This window comes from Bacillus sp. 2175 (assembly GCF_057812155.1).
This window is the reverse complement of the sequence record NZ_CM173819.1, coordinates 3,590,000-3,607,658: the sequence shown is the minus strand read 5'-3', so window position 1 is coordinate 3,607,658 and position 17,659 is coordinate 3,590,000. Positions and strand designations below refer to the sequence as shown.

The window sequence follows — 17,659 nt, the reverse complement described above, 5'->3', positions numbered from 1 at the left end:
ATGAAAAGAGAGAGATTATTACATCTTCATTACTTGCTAGCAGATTATTGGAAAGCGATGGAGAGGCTACTATATGTCGATCCAGAATTAGAGAACATATATAATTTTAACGAAAAACAAATGGAACACTACACTGGAATATCCTCGAAAAAATCTTCAGAACTAGTAAAATTTCTTCAAAGTTCAAATCTTCCGCAATATATATCTTATTTAGAGAAAAATCGTATTTTTTATATAACGATATGGGATGAAAATTATCCGCAATTATTACGTGAAATACAAGACCCTCCCTTCGTTTTATATGGAAAAGGAGAGAAAGATTTCCTGAATAAAGTAAATAAATTAGCAGTTGTTGGAACGAGAGAACCATCATTATATGGTCATGAGAGTTTGAAGTTTATTTTACACCCTTTATTAGAAAGAGAGTGGCTTATTGTCAGTGGGTTTGCAAAAGGGATAGATACAATGTCTCATGAGATTACAGTAAGACATCATTGCCCGACTATTGCGATATTAGGGCATGGATTGTCTTTTATGTATCCGAAAGAAAATAGACCTTTATATGAAATGTGGAAGGAATATATATTGTTATTGACAGAGTATCCGCCGCACTATGCACCGAAAAAATGGTATTTTCCAAAAAGAAACCGGATTATTAGTGGTATAAGTAAAGGTGTTTTAGTTGTAGAAGCGAAATCGAGAAGTGGAACACTTATTACTGCGGACCTTGCGTTAGAGCAAAGTAGAGAGGTATTTGCGCTTCCTGGACCTATATTTATAGAGGGGGCATCGGGAACGAATCATCTTATTCAGCAAGGAGCAAAACTAGTAAGAAATGCAGAAGATATCTTGGAAGAGATTTTAAATTAACCTTATATTTTTATGTTTTTATTAAACAATTATTGACAAATGGTAGATTGGCACTGTATGGTATATTCATTCTTGATTGACAAAAACAAGAGAAATCAATAAGATTAATGAAGACTTGAATCCACCTCTTAAGGAGGCACTAGCATGTCAGATTACCTCGTAATCGTGGAGTCGCCTTCTAAGGCGAAGACCATTGAGAAATATTTAGGGAAAAAATACAAAGTTGTCGCGTCTATGGGACATGTTCGCGATTTGCCAAAAAGTCAAATGGGGATAGAAGTAAAGAACAACTTCACCCCGAAGTATATTACCATTCGTGGTAAAGGTCCCGTCTTAAAAGATTTAAAATCAGCGGCCAAAAAAGCAAAGAAAGTCTATCTCGCGGCCGATCCAGACCGTGAAGGGGAAGCGATTGCTTGGCATTTAGCGAATACGTTAAATGTGGACGTTGAATCAGATTGTCGGGTTGTGTTTAATGAGATTACGAAAGATGCGATCAAAGAATCATTTAAACATCCTCGTGCAATTAATATGGATTTAGTGGATGCACAACAAGCAAGACGTATACTTGATCGTCTTGTTGGTTACAATATTAGTCCTTTATTATGGAAGAAAGTAAAAAAAGGATTAAGTGCAGGACGTGTACAATCTGTAGCAGTTCGTTTAATCATCGAGCGTGAAAGGGAAATTCAAAACTTTGAACCTGAAGAATTCTGGACAATTAAAACAGAATTTGTAAAAGGAAAAGACACATTTGAAGCAAGCTTTTACGGTGTAGATGGTGAAAAAGTTCAATTAACAAATGAAACGCAAGTGAATGAAATAATTGAACAGATGAAAGACAATGCGTTTTCAGTTGAAAATGTAACGCGCAAAGAGCGAAAACGTAACCCTGCATTACCGTTTACAACATCTTCCTTGCAACAAGAAGCAGCCCGTAAGTTAAACATGCGAGCAAAGAAAACAATGATGCTTGCACAGCAATTGTATGAAGGGATAGATCTTGGAAAACAAGGAACTGTAGGTCTTATTACGTATATGAGAACTGATTCAACACGTATCTCAGAAACAGCTCAAACAGAGGCTCGTACTTACATCACTGAAGCGTATGGTACGGAATACATAGGAACAGAAAAGAAGAAAGAAACGAAAAAGTCAAATGCACAAGATGCGCATGAGGCAATTCGTCCTACTTCGGTAATGAGAAAGCCAGAGGAACTAAAAAGTTTCTTAGGTCGTGATCAACTTCGATTATATAAATTGATTTGGGAGCGATTTGTTGCAAGTCAAATGGCGTCTGCTATAATGGATACTGTGACAGCGAGACTCATTAATAACAATGTTCAGTTCCGTGCAAGTGGATCGGTTGTAAAGTTCCCGGGATTTATGAAAGTGTATGTAGAGTCAAAAGATGATGGTGCTGAAGAAAAGGATAAGATGTTGCCGCCTTTAGAAGTAGGGGAAACTGTATTTTCAAAGGATTTAGAACCAAAGCAACATTTTACACAACCTCCTCCGCGCTATACAGAGGCTCGCCTAGTAAGAACACTTGAAGAACTTGGAATTGGAAGACCGTCGACATATGTACCTACACTTGAAACGATTCAAAAGCGTGGGTATGTAGGCTTGGATAATAAACGCTTCGTTCCGACTGAACTTGGTGAAATAGTAATTGAACTTATTTTAGAGTTTTTCCCAGAAATTATTAACATTGAATTTACTGCCAATATGGAGCAAAGCCTTGATGAAGTAGAAGAAGGAAATGCGAATTGGGTAAAAATTGTTGATGATTTCTACGTAGGTTTTGAACCGCGTTTAGAAAAAGCGGAAAAAGAAATGCGTGAAGTGGAAATTAAAGATGAACCAGCTGGGGAAGATTGTGAATTATGTAATCACCCAATGGTCTTTAAAATGGGTAAATACGGGAAATTTATGGCTTGCTCGAATTTCCCAGATTGTCGTAATACAAAGCCGATTGTGAAAGAAATCGGTGTTACTTGTCCAAAGTGTGATAAGGGTCAAATTATTGAACGCCGTAGTAATAAAAAGAAACGTCTTTTCTATGGGTGCGGTACGTATCCGGAATGCGACTTTGTATCTTGGGATAAGCCAATTGGTCGTAAGTGTCCGAAGTGCGAAGGCATGCTTGTAGAGAAAAAGTTGAAAAAAGGCGTGCAAGTACAATGTATTTCGTGCGATTATGAAGAAGAACAACAAATGTGAGCGTAACTGCTCACATTTTTTTCGGGAAGAAAAGGAAAGGTGATATAAATGACAACACAAGTAGTAAACGTCATTGGCGCAGGTCTTGCAGGAAGTGAAGCAGCTTATCAAATTGCAAAACGTGGTGTCCAAGTTAGATTATATGAAATGAGACCGGTAAGGCAAACGCCAGCTCATCACACAGATAAATTCGCTGAATTAGTATGTAGTAACTCACTTCGTGCAAACACTTTAACAAATGCAGTTGGAGTTATTAAAGAGGAAATGCGCTTAATGGATTCTGTAATTATTCGTGCGGCGGATGAGTGCTCTGTACCAGCTGGAGGCGCTTTAGCTGTAGACCGTCATGAGTTCGCAGCTAAAGTAACAGAATACGTAAAGAACCATCCAAATGTAACTGTAATGAATGAAGAAATTACAGATATTCCAGAGGGACCGACAATTATTGCTACAGGTCCATTAACATCTCCTGATCTTTCTGCAAAATTGAAAGAATTAACAGGAGAAGATTATTTCTACTTCTATGATGCTGCAGCCCCAATCGTAGAAAAAGACAGCATTGACATGAATAAAGTATATTTAAAATCGCGTTATGACAAAGGTGAAGCTGCATATTTAAATTGCCCAATGACAGAAGAAGAGTTTGATCGTTTTTATGAGGCTCTAATTGCTGCTGAGACAGTGCCTTTAAAAGAGTTTGAAAAAGAAATTTTCTTTGAAGGTTGTATGCCAGTAGAGGTTATGGCAAGTAGAGGGAGACAGACGTTAGTATTTGGACCTATGAAACCTGTTGGATTGGAAGATCCAAAAACAGGGAAAACGCCATATGCTGTTGTTCAGTTACGTCAAGATGATGCAGCGGGAACTTTATACAATATCGTAGGTTTCCAAACACATTTAAAGTGGGGACCGCAAAAAGAAGTGTTACAGTTAATTCCAGGATTAGAAAATGCAGAGATTGTACGTTATGGTGTAATGCATCGTAATACGTTTATTAATTCACCTAATTTGCTTCGTCCAACATATCAATATAAACAACGGGATGATTTATTCTTCGCTGGTCAAATGACTGGAGTAGAGGGATATGTTGAATCGGCAGCATCAGGATTATTAGCAGGAATTAATGCTGCGCGTCTTGTGCAAGGTGAAGAGCCAGTTGTATTACCGCCAGTAACTGCGATGGGTAGCATGGCAAATTACATTACGGCAACGAACGCTAAAAACTTCCAACCGATGAATGCGAACTTCGGTCTATTTGCACCGTTAGAGAAGAAGATTAAAAAGAAAGCAGAACGAAATGAAGCGTACGCAGCACGAGCTTTAGAAACGATTCGAAATTTTGTAAATATTTAGTTAAATTTCTTGCAAAGGCTACTAAGTTGTGATACGATTTAGTAGCCTTTATTGAGGTGAGTTGTGTGAATGTGAAGAAATTGTTACAATTATTCGTTGGATATTTACAAATTGAAAGAAATTATTCAAAATATACAATTGCAAGTTATCAAAATGATTTAGAACATTTTGTGCAATTTATGGAACGAGAAGGCATATCCTCTTTTTTAGACGTTACATACGCGGATGTTCGTTTGTACTTAACGACGTTGCACGATGAGAAGTTAGCCCGTAAATCTGTCGCAAGAAAAGTATCAAGCTTACGAAGTTTATATCGTTTTTTGATGCGTGAAGGTTATCGAAAGGATAATCCGTTTGCACTTGCGTCACTCCCCAAAAAAGAATTGTCAATCCCAAAGTTTTTATATGCTGAAGAGTTAGAGGAATTATTTGAAGTTTCTGACACAGAAACACCATTAGGTCAAAGGAATCAAGCTTTGTTAGAGTTGATGTATGCGACTGGGATCCGTGTGAGTGAATGTGTCAATTTACAACTTACCGATATTGACTTTGCGGTGGGAACAATTTTAGTAATGGGAAAAGGAAAAAAACAAAGGTATATTCCGTTCGGAAGCTATGCGCAAGATTCTTTAATTACTTATATAGAGAATGGGAGAAAACAGTTAGTTAATAAGACTGACGAAGACTCTCATATGGTATTTTTAAATGCGAAAGGTAAACCGCTAACAAGTCGTGGAGTTCGTTATGTTTTAAATGAACTCATTAAAAAGGCTTCGCTGACAATGCGGATAAGTCCCCATATGTTAAGGCATACATTTGCTACACATATGCTAGATGAAGGGGCGGATTTACGTACTGTACAGGAGTTATTAGGCCATGAAAATTTGTCGACGACACAAATTTATACGCATGTCTCTAAAGAAAGATTGCGTTCTGTTTACATGAAGCATCACCCGCGGGCATAAATTGCTTTAAAAGCTATAAAAACAAATAAAGGAGTTTTTTCTATGGGAAATTTCCACGCTACAACGATATTTGCAGTTCATCATAATGGAGAATGTGCAATGGCTGGAGATGGCCAAGTGACAATGGGAAATGCTGTTGTAATGAAACATACAGCTCGTAAAGTTCGTAAACTTTTCCAAGGTAAAGTTTTGGCTGGTTTCGCAGGATCAGTTGCTGACGCATTTACTCTTTTTGAAATGTTTGAAGGGAAATTAGAAGAGTATAATGGCAACTTGCAGCGTGCTGCTGTTGAAATGGCCAAACAATGGCGTGGCGATAAAATGTTACGTCAGCTAGAAGCAATGCTCATTGTCATGGATAAAACAACTATGCTCCTTGTTTCAGGTACAGGAGAAGTAATTGAACCGGATGATGGTATTTTAGCAATTGGATCTGGTGGGAATTATGCACTTTCTGCAGGTCGTGCTTTAAAGCAATATGCAAGTGAACACTTAACAGCGAAGCAAATTGCGAAAGCGAGTTTAGAGATTGCTGGCGATATTTGTGTTTATACGAATCACAACATAATTGTTGAAGAATTGTAGAATCGTAAGGGAGGCATTTTATATGCATTTACATTTTACTCCGCGCCAAATTGTGGAAAAATTAGATCAATACATCATCGGTCAAAAAGACGCAAAGAAAGCGGTTGCTGTAGCGTTGAGAAATCGATATCGTCGCAGTAAATTAGCTGAAAATTTACGTGACGAAATTGCACCTAAAAATATCTTAATGATTGGACCGACAGGTGTTGGGAAAACAGAGGTAGCACGACGAATGGCGAAACTCGTTGGAGCACCTTTTATTAAGGTTGAGGCTACAAAATTCACAGAAGTTGGATATGTGGGTAGAGATGTAGAGTCGATGGTACGTGACCTAGTGGAAACATCGGTTCGTATCGTAAAAGAAGAAATGGTAGTGAAAGTTCAAGATAAAGCCGAAGAGCAAGCGAATCAACGTCTTGTTGAAATTTTAGTGCCGAGTCCAGAGAAACAATCTGGATTCAAAAATCCATTAGAGATGCTTTTTGGAGGCACTCAAAATTCGAATCAAACGTCTGATACACAAGAAGATGTTGAAATCGAAAAGAAGCGTCAAGATGTGGAGAGAAAGCTTGCTGCAGGGCTTCTTGAAGACGAAATTGTATCGATTGAAGTGACTGAACAACAGTCTTCCATGTTTGATATGTTACAAGGAACTGGCATGGAGCAAATGGGAATGAATTTCCAAGATGCGCTAGGAAGTTTTATGCCGAAAAAAACGAAAAAACGTAAACTTTCTGTAAAAGAAGCAAGAAAACTCTTGACAAATGAAGAGGCACAGCGCTTAATTGATATGGATGAAGTTACACAAGAGGCTGTTTATCGTGCTGAACAGCTCGGGATTATTTTTATCGATGAAATTGACAAAATTGCTGGTAAGCAGTCGAATAGCGTAGATGTATCACGTGAAGGTGTGCAACGTGACATTTTGCCGATTGTAGAAGGGTCGAATGTTGCGACAAAATACGGATCAGTAAAAACGGATTATATTTTATTCGTTGCAGCTGGAGCGTTCCATATGTCTAAACCGTCGGATTTAATTCCGGAATTGCAAGGGAGATTTCCGATTCGAGTAGAATTAACAAAATTATCGACAGACGATTTTGTTAAAATACTAATCGAGCCTGACAATGCGTTAATTAAACAATATATGGCATTATTAGCGACTGAAGGTATAGAAATTGAATTTTCAGACGAAGCTATTCGTAAGATTGCTGAGATTGCTTATCAAGTTAATCAGGATACAGATAATATTGGAGCAAGAAGACTTCATACGATTATGGAGAAGCTCCTTGAAGATTTATCGTTTGAAGCATCTGAAATTACGTTAGAGAAAATAACGATAACACCTCAATACGTTGAGGAGAAATTAGCAACAATTGCTAAAAATAAAGATGTGAGCCAGTTTATTTTGTAATAGTGTCATCAGGTGACTCGCCCTAGTTTCCAAGTGATGAAAAAATATGTGAGTAACATGTAGGAGGAACTTTTGAAATGGAATTATTAGCAAAAACGAGAAAATTAAATGCGTTATTACAGAGCGCAGCAGGGAAGCCTGTAAACTTTAGAGAAATGTCTGACACAATGTGTGAAGTAATCGAAGCAAACGTATTCGTAGTTAGCCGTCGTGGTAAATTACTAGGTTATGCAATTCACCAACAAATCGAAAACGAACGCATGAAGCAAATGCTTGCAGAACGTCAATTCCCAGAAGAATATACACAAAGCTTATTCAACATTACAGAAACATCTTCAAACTTAGATGTGAACAGTGCTTACACAGCATTCCCAGTAGAAAACAGAGAATTATTTGGTCAAGGTTTAACTACAATCGTACCAATCGTTGGTGGCGGTGAGCGTCTAGGTACATTAGTATTAGCTCGTCTTGGTCAAGAGTTCTTAGATGATGATTTAATCCTTGCTGAGTACAGCTCAACTGTTGTAGGTATGGAAATTTTACGTGAAAAAGCAGAAGAAATCGAAGAGGAAGCACGTAGTAAAGCTGTTGTTCAAATGGCGATCAGCTCATTATCTTACAGTGAGTTAGAAGCGATTGAGCACATCTTCGAAGAATTAAATGGAACAGAAGGTTTACTTGTTGCAAGTAAAATTGCTGATCGCGTAGGAATTACTCGTTCTGTAATCGTAAATGCACTACGTAAATTAGAAAGTGCTGGTGTTATTGAGTCTCGTTCTTTAGGTATGAAAGGAACATACATTAAAGTGCTAAACGACAAGTTTCTACAGGAACTTGCTAAATTAAAAACAAACTAATTTGTAAAAAACTCTCCTCGATTGAGGAGAGTTTTTTATGTGCAATGGATAGATGGTGCTTGTGAAAAGTGTCATAAGCGTGTTTTCTGAGAAAACTATTAATTGTATTTATTTTTTTGCTTAAAAGAAATGAAGGTTGGTAATACTGGAATTCGAGTATGAACAAAGAAAGTTTTACATTGTTCGCATTTTCGACTTGATTGTAATATTTCAGTATGATATAGTAAGCAGTGGTGTCAGTACAAAGTACACACGTTTACTGATTTAAGTGTTGGTGCTACGTTTGTAGTTTCGCTTAGAGATGAAGTAAACGGAGGATATCAAAAACCATTTAGGAGGAACTATATTATGTCAGTAATTTCTATGAAGCAATTGCTTGAAGCTGGTGTTCATTTCGGACATCAAACTCGTCGTTGGAACCCAAAAATGAAGCGTTACATTTTCACAGAGCGTAACGGTATCTACATCATCGACTTACAAAAAACTGTGAAAAAAGTTGAGGAAGCTTACAGAACGATGCGCGACATCGCTGCTGAAGGCGGAGACATCTTATTCGTAGGTACTAAAAAACAAGCACAAGAAGCTATTAAAGAAGAAGCAACTCGTGCTGGTATGTACTTCGTTAACCAACGTTGGTTAGGCGGAACTTTAACAAACTTCCAAACAATCCAAAAGCGTATCAAGCGTCTTAAAGACATCGAAAGAATGCAAGAAGATGGTACTTTCGAAGTACTTCCTAAGAAAGAAGTTGTTCAACTTAAAAAAGAGTTAGAGCGTCTTGAGAAATTCTTAGGCGGTATTAAAGATATGAAAGGTCTTCCAAGTGCATTATTCGTAGTAGACCCTCGTAAAGAGCGTATTGCAGTTGCTGAAGCACGCAAATTACACATTCCAATCATCGGTATCGTTGATACAAACTGTGATCCAGACGAAATCGATCACGTTATCCCAGCAAACGATGATGCAATTCGTGCTGTAAAACTTCTTACATCTAAAATGGCAGACGCGATCCTTGAAGCAAAACAAGGTGAAGAAACTGTTACTGCGTAACAAAGTTGGAAAGGTGATAAGGGGTTCGGCCTTTTATCACCTTTTTTAAGGTATAAACACCTTTATAAAAGGTATAAATACATATTTTAGGAGGATGAAAAGTATGGCAATCACTGCTCAAATGGTAAAAGAATTACGTGAAAAAACTGGCGCAGGTATGATGGACTGCAAAAAAGCTTTAACAGAAACTAACGGCGACATGGAGAAGGCAATTGACTTCTTACGTGAAAAAGGTATTGCGAAAGCTGCTAAAAAAGCTGACCGCATTGCTGCTGAAGGTTTAACTTTCATCGAAACAAACGGTAACGACGCTTTAATCTTAGAATTAAACTCTGAAACTGATTTCGTTGCGAAAAACGAAGGTTTCCAAACACTAATTAAAGAATTAGCTGCTCACTTATTAACTAACAAACCAGCTAACGTTGAAGAAGCTATGGCTCAAACAATGGAAAACGGTAAAAAAGTTGAAGAGCACATCAACGAAGCAATCGCTAAAATTGGTGAAAAACTTACACTTCGTCGTTTCGAAATCGTATCAAAAACTGATGCAGATGCATTCGGCGCTTACCTACACATGGGTGGACGCATTGGTGTATTAACAGTTCTTGAAGGTTCTACTGATGAAGCTGCTGCTAAAGATGTTGCAATGCACATCGCTGCAGTTAACCCTAAATACATCGACCGCGATGCTGTAACAGCTGAAGAAGTTGAGCATGAGCGTCAAGTATTAACACAACAAGCATTAAACGAAGGCAAGCCTGAGAAAATCGTTGCAAAAATGGTTGAAGGCCGTTTAGGCAAATTCTTCGAAGAGATTTGCTTACTTGACCAAGCATTCGTTAAAAACCCTGATATGAAAGTTCGTCAGTTCGTTGAGTCTAAAGGCGGAACATTAAAAGGATTCGTTCGCTACGCTGTTGGTGAAGGTATCGAAAAACGCGAAGACAACTTTGCTGAAGAAGTAATGAACCAAGTAAAAGGTAGCAACTAATACAGATTAGGGAACACATTGTGTTCCCTTTTTTAAAATAAAGATGTAAGCAATTGGAGGTTCATTATGAGTAAACCGAAATATAATCGTGTCGTTTTAAAGCTAAGTGGAGAAGCTTTAGCTGGAGAGCAAGGATTTGGAATTAACCCAACTGTTATTAAGTCAGTTGCGGAACAAGTAAAAGAAATTGCAGAACTTGATGTAGAGGTTGCTGTTGTTGTTGGTGGCGGTAACATTTGGCGTGGGAAAATTGGAAGTGAAATGGGCATGGATCGTGCAGGGGCAGATTACATGGGCATGTTAGCGACAGTTATGAATTCATTAGCTCTTCAAGATAGCTTGGAGAATATCGGAATTCAAACTCGTGTACAAACTTCAATTGAGATGCGTCAAGTTGCAGAACCTTACATTCGTCGTAAAGCAGTTCGTCACTTAGAGAAAAAACGTGTTGTTATCTTTGCAGCAGGTACAGGTAACCCATACTTCTCTACAGATACAACAGCAGCATTACGTGCGGCAGAAATTGAAGCAGATGTAATTTTAATGGCGAAAAACAATGTAGATGGTGTATATAATGCGGATCCATCTATTGATCCAACAGCTACGAAATATGAAACGCTTACTTACTTAGACGTATTAAAAGAAGGTTTAGGTGTAATGGATTCTACAGCTTCTTCTCTATGTATGGATAATGATATTCCATTAATTGTATTCTCAGTTATGGAAAAAGGTAATATTAAACGTGCCGTTTTAGGCGAAAATATCGGAACAGTGGTAAGGGGGAAATAAATATGGGACAACAAGTATTGAAGTCTTCAAATGAAAAAATGGAAAAAGCAGTTGCTGCTTATTCTCGTGAATTAGCAACAGTTCGTGCTGGCCGTGCAAACGCGTCTGTATTAGATAAGGTACAAGTTGATTACTATGGTGCACCAACACCAGTTGTGCAATTAGCGAACATTACAGTTCCAGAAGCGCGTTTACTAGTAATTCAACCTTATGATAAAACTTCTATCGGTGATATTGAAAAAGCAATTTTAAAAGCAGATTTAGGCTTAAATCCTTCTAATGATGGAACTGTAATTCGTATTGCATTCCCTGCATTAACAGAAGAACGTCGTCGTGATCTTGTAAAAGTTGTGAAAAAATATGCTGAAGAAGCTAAAGTTGCTGTTCGTAACGTACGTCGTGACGGAAATGATGATCTTAAGAAGCTTGAAAAAGCTGGCGAGATTACAGAAGATGATTTAAGAGGATATACTGAAGATATCCAAAAAGAAACAGATAAATATATTGCAAAAGTTGACGAAATCGCAAAAAACAAAGAAAAAGAAATCATGGAAGTGTAATAGCGATAACTTCGCAATTATGACCCTCTTCTTAAGGGGGTCTTTTTACACTTTTAGGCATACGTCTGCTTGCTGGAGGGTATGAATGATGTTTAAAAACTTTCCTTTTTTTAAAGGTAAAAAGGACACATCGTTTGATCATCTCGTTGAAGAAGTGAAAAAAGGATATATCCCAGAACATATTGCCATCATTATGGATGGGAATGGAAGATGGGCAAAGAGGAGAGCAATGCCTCGTATTGCGGGACATCATGAAGGTATGCAAGTTGTAAAGAAAATTACAAAATTTGCAAGTAAACTTAATGTGAAAGTGTTAACTCTTTATGCTTTTTCAACTGAGAACTGGAAAAGACCGAAAAAGGAAGTTGATTATTTAATGAAGCTTCCAGAAGAATTTCTAGGTACATTTTTACCAGAATTGATTGAAGAAAACGTACAAGTCCGAGTAATAGGGCAAAAAGATCGTCTTCCTACGCATACACGCAGAGCGATGGAGAAAGCCATGGAAGATACGAAAGAGAATACGGGATTAATTCTTAATTTCGCGTTAAACTATGGAAGTCGAGATGAAATCGTTTCTGCTGTGCAACATATGATGAAAGATAATGAGGAAGGAAAAATTCGTTCTGAAGAGGTAAGTGAAGAAATGCTTTCCTCCTACTTAATGACGAGTTCTTTACCTGATCCAGAGTTGTTAATCCGAACAAGCGGAGAGCTACGTATTAGTAATTTCATGTTATGGCAAATTGCATATTCGGAGTTTTGGTTTACAGACGTGTATTGGCCAGACTTCAAAGAAGAACATTTGCTAAATGCGATTACTGACTTTCAACATAGAGGGCGCAGATTCGGAGGCGTGTAGAAAGAGAGGGTTTGGTAGTGAAACAGAGAATTATTACTGGAGTGGTTGCTGCCGCGCTATTCATTCCCATCGTAATATACGGTGGCGTGCCTTTTACGGTTTTAGTGTATGCACTTGCTTCTATAGGTTTATATGAATTAATTCGTATGAATAAGCTTACGCTTATTTCAGTACCGACAGTTTTAGCTGCAGTATTATTGTGGATTCTTTTAATTCCAAGTAGTGCATCAGAACTGTTTACATGGATTGGATTAGGTAAATTGGAAATCACATTTGTGATTGTTTTATTACTTTTATCATATACAGTCCTTTCTAAGAATACATTTACTTTTGATAATGCTTCATTTTTACTGATGGCAACGACATATGTGGCAATGGGATTCTTATATTTAAATGAAACGAGAATATTAGGAATTAAATATGTATTTTGCGCATTATTTGTTATATGGGCTACTGATTCAGGCGCATATTTCGTAGGAAAAGCATTGGGCAAGAGAAAATTGTGGCCAGAAATCAGTCCAAATAAAACGATTGAAGGTTCATTAGGGGGCATCGTTTGTGGAATTATTGTGGCACTTGTTTACAACGTGTTCTTCCCAGTCGAATCGAATGTAGTAATTTTAATTGTGCTGACAATTATTATTTCTATTTTTGGACAAATTGGTGATTTAGTACAATCTGCTTTTAAACGTCATTATGGCGTAAAGGATTCAGGTACAATTTTACCTGGGCATGGTGGTATATTAGACCGAACAGATAGTTGGTTATTCGTTTTACCAATTCTCTACTTCTTATTACAATATAATTAATAAATGAACGAGGGGTTGGAGTCATGAAAAACATTAGTTTATTAGGTGCAAGCGGATCAATTGGTACACAAACTTTAGATGTATTACGCTCGCACCCAGACCAATTCCGTCTCGTTGCTTTTTCTGTAGGGAAAAATATTGACTACGCAGTAAAGGTAATTCAAGAATTTTCTCCGCAAATCGTCTCTGTGCAAAGAGAAGAAGATGTTTTAAAATTACAATCTGTTTCAGGTAATACAAAAATTGTATATGGTAGTGAAGGACTTTTAGAAGTAGCACTACATCCAGATGCGGAGATTGTAGTAAATGCTGTTGTAGGTAGCGTAGGGTTGTTACCAACACTTCGTGCAATTGAGGCGAAAAAAACAATTGGAATTGCAAATAAAGAAACGTTAGTAACTGCAGGACATCTTGTAATGGAAGCAGCACGAAAACATAATGTTTCGTTACTTCCAGTTGATAGTGAACATTCGGCTATTTTTCAATGCTTGAATGGTGAAAATGAAAAAAGAATTTCTCGTCTTATTATAACGGCTTCTGGTGGAAGTTTCCGCGATAAAACGAGGGATGAATTGCATCATGTGACCGTAGAAGATGCGCTTCGACATCCAAACTGGTCAATGGGTTCGAAAATTACAATTGATTCTGCTACAATGATGAATAAGGGACTAGAAGTAATTGAAGCACATTGGCTTTTTGGTATTCCTTATGAGCAAATCGATGTTGTTTTACATAAAGAAAGTATTATCCATTCTATGGTTGAATTTGAAGATCGTAGTGTAATGGCGCAGCTTGGTTCACCTGATATGCGAGTACCAATTCAATACGCACTTACATATCCGGATAGATTGCCTCTTTCAGACACAAAACAGTTAAACTTATGGGAAATAGGGACGTTGCATTTTGAGAAAATGGACCAAGAACGATTCCGTTGTTTACGTTTTGCGTATGAAGCTGGAAAAGCAGGTGGAAGTATGCCAGCTGTAATGAACGCAGCGAATGAAGTAGCTGTTGAAGCCTTTTTACAAAAGAGAATTGATTTCTTAACAGTGGAAGACCTCATTGAAAAAGCAATGAACCATCACAATGTCATTGCACGACCGAGCTTAGAGGAAATTTTGGAAATTGATGCGGCCACAAGACGGTTTGTGATGGAACAAATTTAGCAAAGGTGGTTATGGAATTGAATACAGCGATTGCCTTTATATTAATTTTCGGTGCACTCGTATTTTTCCATGAGCTAGGGCATCTATATTTCGCAAAAAGAGCAGGTATTTTATGCCGCGAGTTTGCGATTGGTTTTGGTCCGAAAATATTCTCATTTGAAAAGAATGAAACGGTGTATACGATTCGATTACTGCCCCTTGGTGGCTATGTAAGAATGGCTGGCGAGGATGCGGACACAGTTGAGTTAAAGCCTGGGAAAAAGGTTGGCCTTGTATTAAATGAAAAAGACGAAGTTGTGAAATTAGTTTTTGATGGATATGAAAAGTATCCAAATGTTCGTGTTATTGAAGTCGAACAAGCTGATTTGGAGCATAATTTAACAATTTCGGGCTATGAAGAGTACGAGGAAGAGCTTCAAACATTCCGAGTGAATGAAAAGGCTCGTATTATTACTGCGGGGGAAGAAATTCAAATTGCCCCGTATAATAGACAATTTGGCTCGAAAAAACTAGGGCAACGCGCTTTAACAATCTTTGCGGGTCCTGCAATGAACTTCATTTTAGCATTTGTTATTTTTGTGATTCTTGGATTTGTACAAGGGGTTCCTGTTGACAAACCAATGGTCGGAAAAGTGATGGATAACAGTGCAGCACAGCAAGCTGGATTGAAAGAGAATGATACAATTCAAGCTATTGATGGGAAAAACACAAGTACATGGAAAGATGTTGTTACTATTGTACGTGAAAACCCAAATAAAGAAATTACGTTACAAGTAAAGCGTGATAATGAACAGTTTAATGTGAAAGTAACGCCAACACTCGATAAAGAAGGTAAAGAAGAAGTTGGTAGAATTGGTGTCTACTCTCCTGTAGAGAAAACAGTGATGGGTTCTATTAAATCAGGTTTTGAACAAACGTACCAATGGACGAAACTAATTTTTGAGTCTCTTGTGAAATTAGTAACTGGTCAATTTTCTATTAATGAGTTGTCAGGTCCAGTAGGAATTTATAATCTAACAGATCAAGTTGTAGATTATGGGTTTACGCGTGTACTAAGTTTAGCTGCAGTTCTAAGCATTAATCTTGGTTTATTTAATTTATTACCAGTTCCTGCTTTAGATGGTGGCCGTTTATTCTTCTTCTTAATTGAAGCGTTACGAGGGAAACCAATTGATCGCCAAAAAGAAGGAATGGTTCACTTTATTGGTTTTGCATTATTAATGTTACTTATGTTAGTTGTAACTTGGAATGACATTCGTAAGTTTTTCTTGTAAAATAAAGTGAAACTTATAATGAAATAGAGCTCGTAGAATAAAATCCCTCACCTAACTCGAGGTGAGGGGTTTTACTGCGTGTAAGAGTAAAATGAAGAGGTGCAAATAAATGAAACAAAGTATGGTATTCAGTCCTACATTACGTGAAGTTCCAGCTGATGCTGAAATTAAGAGTCATCAGCTATTACTTCGTGCAGGTTTTATGCGTCAAAATGCTTCTGGTATTTATAGCTTTCTACCATTTGGATTAAAAGTATTACACAAAGTAGAACGTATCGTTCGAGAAGAAATGGAGCGCGCAGGAGCTGTAGAATTATTAATGCCAGCTATGCAAGCTGCAGAATTATGGCAAGAATCAGGTCGTTGGTATTCTTACGGATCTGAATTAATGCGTATGAAAGATCGTAACGCTCGTGAATTCGCATTAGGAGCGACACATGAGGAAGTAATTACGGATCTTGTGCGTGATGAAGTGAAATCATATAAAAAATTACCGTTAACATTATACCAAATTCAAACAAAATTCCGTGATGAGCAAAGACCTCGTTTCGGCTTATTACGTGGAAGAGAGTTTCTAATGAAAGATGCCTACTCTTTCCATGCTACACAAGAGAGCTTAGATGAAGTATACGATCGCTTATATAAAGCATACTCTAACATTTTTACTCGCTGTGGCTTGAATTTCCGTGCAGTTATTGCTGATTCTGGAGCAATGGGCGGAAAAGATACACATGAATTTATGGTATTATCTGATGTTGGTGAAGATACAATTGCATACTCTGACACATCTGATTATGCAGCAAACATCGAAATGGCTCCTGTTGTAGCTACGTATACGAAGAGTGACGAAGCAGAAAAAGCACTTGAAAAAGTAGCAACACCAGACCAAAAAGCAATTGAAGAAGTATCTGCATTCTTAAACATTGCAGCTGACAAGTGCATTAAGTCTATGGTGTTTAAAGTAGATGAGAAATTAGTAGTTGTACTTGTTCGTGGTGATCACGAAGTAAACGATGTGAAAGTGAAAAATGTATATGGCGCTTCAGTTGTTGAGCTTGCTTCTCATGAAGAAGTAAAAGCATTATTAAATTGTGAAGTTGGTTCATTAGGACCGATTAATGTAACAGGTGATATCGAAATTATTGCTGATCACGCTGTAGCATCAATTGTTAACGGATGTTCAGGAGCGAATGAAGAAGGGTTCCATTATGTAAATGTAAATCCAGAACGTGACTTTAAAGTAAGTCAATATACAGATTTACGCTTTATTCAAGAAGGAGACCAATCTCCAGATGGAAACGGAACAATTCTTTTCGCACGCGGAATTGAAGTTGGTCATGTATTCAAATTAGGAACTCGTTATAGTGAAGCAATGAACGCAACATTCCTAGATGAAAATGGAAAAACACAACCACTTATTATGGGTTGTTACGGTATCGGTGTATCTCGTACAGTAGCAGCAATTGCAGAGCAATTTAACGATGAGAACGGCTTAGTTTGGCCAAAAGCGGTAGCACCGTTCCATGTGCATGTAATTCCAGTAAATATGAAATCTGATGCACAACGTGAAATGGGTGAAAATATCTACAACTCATTACAAGAACAAGGCTATGAAGTGTTATTAGACGATCGTGCAGAACGTGCAGGTGTTAAATTTGCAGATGCAGATTTATTCGGTCTTCCAGTTCGTGTTACAGTTGGTAAAAAAGCAGACGAAGGTATTGTAGAAGTGAAAGTACGTGCTACAGGTGAGTCTGAAGAAGTAAAAGTAGAAGAACTTCAAACATATATTGCAAATATTTTAAAATAAGAAGAGGTACCTCGTAATGGGGTACCTTCTCTTTCTTTGTAAACGTATTTTGTAAAAGAAGAGGTGAGAAATCTTTCTTTG

General features: G+C 37.6%; 16 protein-coding genes. All 16 read left to right on the top strand.

Features of this window, described 5'->3' with window-relative positions; genetic code table 11:
* The 16 genes from dprA (at window position 1) to ACXKY9_RS18490 (ending at window position 17,578) form a co-directional block, all read left to right on the top strand.
* A complete protein-coding gene (gene dprA / locus ACXKY9_RS18565) occupies window positions 1-870 on the top strand; it encodes a DNA-processing protein DprA (RefSeq protein ID WP_000818039.1) in 870 nt (289 codons plus the stop codon).
* A 144-nt stretch (window positions 871-1,014) separates the two neighbouring features.
* A complete protein-coding gene (gene topA / locus ACXKY9_RS18560; protein ID WP_001286963.1) occupies window positions 1,015-3,093 on the top strand; it encodes a type I DNA topoisomerase in 2,079 nt (692 codons plus the stop codon).
* A 48-nt stretch (window positions 3,094-3,141) separates the two neighbouring features.
* Complete coding sequence (gene trmFO, locus ACXKY9_RS18555; protein WP_000213002.1) at window positions 3,142-4,446, top strand: FADH(2)-oxidizing methylenetetrahydrofolate--tRNA-(uracil(54)-C(5))-methyltransferase TrmFO; 1,305 nt, start codon at window positions 3,142-3,144, stop codon at window positions 4,444-4,446.
* Window positions 4,447-4,511: 65 nt separating this feature from the next.
* Window positions 4,512-5,411 carry a tyrosine recombinase XerC gene (gene xerC / locus ACXKY9_RS18550; RefSeq protein ID WP_001101241.1) on the top strand — a complete coding sequence of 300 codons (900 nt, stop codon included), beginning with the start codon at window positions 4,512-4,514 and terminating at the stop codon, window positions 5,409-5,411.
* Between the two features lie 42 nt (window positions 5,412-5,453).
* Entirely contained in the window at window positions 5,454-5,996 is a 543-nt protein-coding gene (hslV, locus tag ACXKY9_RS18545; protein ID WP_000526272.1) for an ATP-dependent protease proteolytic subunit HslV, read from the top strand.
* Between the two features lie 22 nt (window positions 5,997-6,018).
* On the top strand, window positions 6,019-7,410 hold the full coding sequence (gene hslU, locus ACXKY9_RS18540) for an ATP-dependent protease ATPase subunit HslU (protein ID WP_000550087.1): 1,392 nt from the start codon (window positions 6,019-6,021) through the stop codon (window positions 7,408-7,410).
* Window positions 7,411-7,487: 77 nt separating this feature from the next.
* The gene (gene codY, locus ACXKY9_RS18535; RefSeq protein ID WP_000421290.1) at window positions 7,488-8,267 is read left to right on the top strand and encodes a GTP-sensing pleiotropic transcriptional regulator CodY; all 780 of its coding nucleotides are present in this window, start codon (window positions 7,488-7,490) and stop codon (window positions 8,265-8,267) included.
* 348 nt (window positions 8,268-8,615) lie between these two features.
* Complete coding sequence (gene rpsB, locus ACXKY9_RS18530; RefSeq protein ID WP_000111485.1) at window positions 8,616-9,317, top strand: 30S ribosomal protein S2; 702 nt, start codon at window positions 8,616-8,618, stop codon at window positions 9,315-9,317.
* A gap of 103 nt (window positions 9,318-9,420) precedes the next feature.
* The gene (gene tsf, locus ACXKY9_RS18525; RefSeq protein ID WP_001018578.1) at window positions 9,421-10,308 is read left to right on the top strand and encodes a translation elongation factor Ts; all 888 of its coding nucleotides are present in this window, start codon (window positions 9,421-9,423) and stop codon (window positions 10,306-10,308) included.
* A 66-nt stretch (window positions 10,309-10,374) separates the two neighbouring features.
* Window positions 10,375-11,097: a UMP kinase gene (gene pyrH, locus ACXKY9_RS18520; RefSeq protein WP_000042668.1), complete on the top strand. Its 723-nt coding sequence runs from the start codon at window positions 10,375-10,377 to the stop codon at window positions 11,095-11,097.
* Between the two features lie 2 nt (window positions 11,098-11,099).
* On the top strand, window positions 11,100-11,657 hold the full coding sequence (frr, locus tag ACXKY9_RS18515; RefSeq protein ID WP_000531501.1) for a ribosome recycling factor: 558 nt from the start codon (window positions 11,100-11,102) through the stop codon (window positions 11,655-11,657).
* Window positions 11,658-11,742: 85 nt separating this feature from the next.
* Window positions 11,743-12,519 carry an undecaprenyl pyrophosphate synthase gene (gene uppS, locus ACXKY9_RS18510; protein WP_000971296.1) on the top strand — a complete coding sequence of 259 codons (777 nt, stop codon included), beginning with the start codon at window positions 11,743-11,745 and terminating at the stop codon, window positions 12,517-12,519.
* A gap of 17 nt (window positions 12,520-12,536) precedes the next feature.
* Window positions 12,537-13,328 carry a phosphatidate cytidylyltransferase gene (gene cdsA / locus ACXKY9_RS18505; protein WP_000813592.1) on the top strand — a complete coding sequence of 264 codons (792 nt, stop codon included), beginning with the start codon at window positions 12,537-12,539 and terminating at the stop codon, window positions 13,326-13,328.
* Window positions 13,329-13,351: 23 nt separating this feature from the next.
* On the top strand, window positions 13,352-14,494 hold the full coding sequence (dxr, locus tag ACXKY9_RS18500; protein ID WP_000790372.1) for a 1-deoxy-D-xylulose-5-phosphate reductoisomerase: 1,143 nt from the start codon (window positions 13,352-13,354) through the stop codon (window positions 14,492-14,494).
* A gap of 17 nt (window positions 14,495-14,511) precedes the next feature.
* Complete coding sequence (gene rseP, locus ACXKY9_RS18495; RefSeq protein ID WP_001090245.1) at window positions 14,512-15,768, top strand: RIP metalloprotease RseP; 1,257 nt, start codon at window positions 14,512-14,514, stop codon at window positions 15,766-15,768.
* 109 nt (window positions 15,769-15,877) lie between these two features.
* Window positions 15,878-17,578 carry a proline--tRNA ligase gene (locus ACXKY9_RS18490; protein WP_000814333.1) on the top strand — a complete coding sequence of 567 codons (1,701 nt, stop codon included), beginning with the start codon at window positions 15,878-15,880 and terminating at the stop codon, window positions 17,576-17,578.
* The last annotated feature ends 81 nt before the right edge of the window (window positions 17,579-17,659 follow it).